Origin of the sequence: Candidatus Sodalis sp. SoCistrobi (genome assembly GCF_900143145.1) — a bacterium.
GTDB lineage: Bacteria > Pseudomonadota > Gammaproteobacteria > Enterobacterales > Enterobacteriaceae > SoCistrobi.
In genome coordinates, this window is record NZ_FRDB01000264.1 from 1 (window position 1) to 3586 (window position 3586).

Here is a 3586-nt window from a genome sequence, read left to right on the forward strand (position 1 = left end):
TGCTCATGCTGAGTTTCCAGCACTAGATTAACTGCCCGTTCACGGACTTCCGGAGAGTAACGTTTGGTCGTTGTCATAGAGACCTCCACTTTTAAAGTATAGACTCTAATTTATCCGGGGTGATTCACTATTACGCTTTGCAATTAGCATCAGAGGAAGCGGCGTAGTATTGCCAAAATTACTCTCTAATAAACTCGGGGTTATTCAATCTGGCGCTGCGTCGTCGGCAGATATCTCGCTCATCGGCGGCGCTGGCACGCCGTCTACGGCGTCAATGCCGCCCTTTCACTCGAAATCACCGCCGCCCCGTCGCCGGGCAAGGTTGTCGCCCCGCGACGGATACCACCGGCGGTTGCCATCACATAAGTTTGTAGACGGTTGCGGTCAGCGCGATGAGCCCAATCGCCCACACAAAATAATTGCTGGCCAGACCACGGTAGCGCGCCATGGCGGGCACTTTATGAATGGCGTACATCGGCATTAAAAACAGCAGCATGGCAATAACCGGGCCGCCTAGAGTTTCAATCATACCCAAAATGCTGGGGTTAATCGTGGCCACCAGCCAGGCGGTCAGCAGCATGAACACGGCGGTGACTTTGCTCATCGCCCCAGCGGAAATGTCCTTGCCGCGGGCATGTAAGGCTGAGGTTACCAACCCGCTAAAACCTTCACTGGCGCCGAGATAGTGGCCGAGAAAGGATTTGGCAATAGCAACAAAAGCAATTATCGGCCCCAGCGAGGCGATAAACGGATTATCAAAATGGTTGGCAAGATACGACAACATGGAAATATTTTGATCTTTCGCCTCTTGCATATTTTCCGGTGACAGGCTCAGGGCGCAGCTAAAGACGAAAAACATCACCGTCAGCACCATCATCACATGGCTGCAGGCCAGCACGCGGGAGCATTTCGCCTCGGCCCCAGCGCCGTATTCTTCGCGTTTGGACATCGCGAATGACGAGATAATCGGCGAATGATTAAACGAAAACACCATGACCGGCACCGCCAACCACAGGGTGCTGAGTAAGCCGCCGCCGTCGGCCTGAGGCTGTACCAGCGGTGCCTGGAAAAGGGCGCCGCTCCAATACGGAATCAGGTAAAACGACAAAAACACCAGCACCGCAACGAAGGGAAACACCAGCACGCTCATCGACTTAACGATGATGTCCTTGCCGAGCCAGATTATCATCATCAGGCCGATTATCAGCAGCAGCGCCAACAACGCCCGCGGCGGCGCGTTATAGCCGAGTTGATGCACGATAAAACTTTCGACGGTGTTGGTGATTGCGACGCTGTAAACCAACAGGATCGGATAGATAGCGAAGAAGTACAGCAGCGTTATCAGGTTACCGATGCGGTTGCCGAAATGCTCCTTAACGACATCGGTAATGTCGTTGCATTTGCCGTTGCCTGACAGCACAAAACGCGTCATGCCCCGGTGGGCGAAAAAGGTCATGGGAAAAGCGATAAGCGCCATGATAAGCAGCGGCAGTAGCCCGCCGATACCCGCATTGATAGGGAGAAAAAGCACGCCGGCGCCAATAGCCGTGCCATAAAGCCCTAACATCCAGACCGTATCGGTTTTGCGCCAGGCCGCATCGGACGGGACTGCCCGTGCGGGGGAAGCATTTGTGATGTCCATAAATTCTCCGAATAAAACGCAAAGGCTGAACGGTAGTAAATAATAGCCGTCGCCGTTACTCAGTTTAATATAGTTATATTGACGTAGTTCAATTATCTGTTGTTAAATCATCGATAATCTTCGGGGGGATAATAAAGTGTTTCTTTGTCACTGCCAGCGGTAATGCCGTTTTTTTTGACGCCGGTCGAATAATTATTTGCAACGACAGATGAAGGAATAATATTCCCTGTCATGAGTCAATTAATGAGCGAATGCATTGGCATTTGTGGGTGATAGGTTTTAAGGTATTTGTTATATTTCAGTCTTTTAAATTCCACATGATGATTTCTTTCTCTCTTGGTTGTTTTTTGTTAACGTTACGCGCGGCGTGTAAAATTAACGTTTAAAAAGAGTGAGTAAATATTGTTCATAATAGAGGGAGGGCTTAAAAAATATATTACGTGAGAGAAAAATAGCCAGTTGATGGTGAATAATTGTGCAAGCGCAACAGGAGTGTATAAAAATTAACTGATCCGCCGTAAAGATTAATCCTCGAGCGACATTGGGATGCCGGATTTTTAACCCGACCGATGCCCGCATTCGGTGAAGATAAACGGCGAACGCCGCGCTGATTGTGATTTAGCCATGGCGGATAATGCGCCAGAAAAGCGATTTTATAAAAACGATGACTGGAGCGGGAAATCGAGGAATAATAAAAAACCCGAGCGTCTTGAACCTAATAGGCGGGACGCTCGGGCTCCTCAAAATGGGGACATCAAAGAAAAGCAGTGGCATAAAGTAGGACCGGGAGGCGGGGAAAAAGTTCTGCCGACCCGGGAAATATTTTTTAACGCTTGGTAAGCGCGCCCGCACGGCGGCTGCCTGGCGGAGCATTATCGGGCACGAGCCCCCGGCGACTGCCGGCAGGGAAACGTGGACCTTGTCCAGCGCGGGGGATACGTCGTCACCCGGCGCCCGGCGACTTTCGACCAGAGCCGCGTGAGCCAACATAGGATGTCGAAGCCCGCCACTTGCCACATCGTCCGTTGTGCGGCTGGCCGCGTCACGGGACTTCGGCGCGTTGGGCTGTCGCGATAGGGCTTGCCCGCGAGAGGTTCGGGATTATTGCTGGCGCATTCTTCCCCACCTCCGGCCATCGCCCATTCATTAAGGATATTTCCGAAAATGGTGCCATAGCCCCTTATACCCCGTGACAGCCCGTTAACCAGTTATTAACCACCGGCGGTAATAGCGGGAACAGCCGCGTCGGCATGCCATGCCTCACGTCGGCCAGCGTGTTTATAAAATAGTTAACACTATTATCGGTTTGGCTTGCGATGCACGCGCATCCTGGTGATTTCCTCCGGGCGCCGGCAGCAAATCGCTAACACTTTTGCAGCGCATCGTAACAATACTATGACCTGCCACCCCCGAAAACGTAACCGATATTTTACTTGCAACATCTTGATATAGTTGAAGTTACCCGTTAAATTTATTTGACCAATATCTCCGGCGGCCAGGCTTGCCTGACCTCCCGCGACGTTACATGCTGCGAAGCGATTAGAGGCAAATGAATGCCAATAGTCAGACGGCTTTTAGACCGTCTGCCGGGATTTCCGCCCTTGCCAATCTGGGGGCGTTGGCTTTTTTTACACCGGGAAACAGGCATTATTGCCGCCATCGTGGCGGGTATCTATGAGGGAGGCAACCATGGCGATTCACCGGCATAACGCAGGCATTGCAGCGAGCACGCTGATTTTCGTGCTTATCTTTATCAGTCAAAAAGCCGCCTTGGTCGCTTTGGCCGGGGAGGGTCACGGCGGGCAGCTTGGTCTGCTTGAATCACCCCGGATAAATTAGAGTCTATACTTTAAAAGTGGAGGTCTCTATGACAACGACCAAACGTTACTCTCCGGAAGTCCGTGAACGGGCAGTTAATCTAGTGCTGGAAACTCAGCATGAGCA

Annotated in this window: 4 protein-coding genes; 2 read left to right on the plus strand and 2 right to left on the minus strand. The window is 51.5% G+C overall.

Annotation, left to right across the window (positions count from 1 at the left end):
- Nucleotides 1–358: 358 nt before the first annotated feature.
- Together CINSTRO3249_RS14090 and CINSTRO3249_RS17900 are read right to left on the minus strand one after the other, a co-directional pair.
- Nucleotides 359–1642, minus strand: coding sequence for a serine/threonine transporter (locus tag CINSTRO3249_RS14090; RefSeq protein ID WP_074013726.1), 1284 nt, complete (start codon nucleotides 1640–1642; stop codon nucleotides 359–361).
- A 107-nt stretch (nucleotides 1643–1749) separates the two neighbouring features.
- On the minus strand, nucleotides 1750–1875 hold the full coding sequence (locus CINSTRO3249_RS17900; protein WP_256381675.1) for a hypothetical protein: 126 nt from the start codon (nucleotides 1873–1875) through the stop codon (nucleotides 1750–1752).
- Nucleotides 1876–2266: 391 nt separating this feature from the next.
- On the opposite strand from CINSTRO3249_RS17900, the gene CINSTRO3249_RS16850 reads away from it, so the two are divergent.
- Together CINSTRO3249_RS16850 and ybjM are read left to right on the plus strand one after the other, a co-directional pair.
- Nucleotides 2267–2482, plus strand: coding sequence for a hypothetical protein (locus CINSTRO3249_RS16850; RefSeq protein ID WP_125933207.1), 216 nt, complete (start codon nucleotides 2267–2269; stop codon nucleotides 2480–2482).
- 849 nt (nucleotides 2483–3331) lie between these two features.
- Entirely contained in the window at nucleotides 3332–3481 is a 150-nt protein-coding gene (ybjM, locus tag CINSTRO3249_RS18070) for an inner membrane protein YbjM (protein WP_371441388.1), read from the plus strand.
- Nucleotides 3482–3586 lie beyond the last annotated feature (105 nt).

Bases quoted from the DNA above. Each gene is read 5' to 3' on its own strand.
- CINSTRO3249_RS14090 (WP_074013726.1), bottom strand. From the start codon at position 1,642: ATGGACATCACAAATGCTTCCCCCGCACGGGCAGTCCCGTCCGATGCG.
- CINSTRO3249_RS17900 (WP_256381675.1), bottom strand. From the start codon at position 1,875: ATGACAGGGAATATTATTCCTTCATCTGTCGTTGCAAATAATTATTCG.
- CINSTRO3249_RS16850 (WP_125933207.1), top strand. From the start codon at position 2,267: ATGGCGGATAATGCGCCAGAAAAGCGATTTTATAAAAACGATGACTGG.
- ybjM (WP_371441388.1), top strand. From the start codon at position 3,332: ATGGCGATTCACCGGCATAACGCAGGCATTGCAGCGAGCACGCTGATT.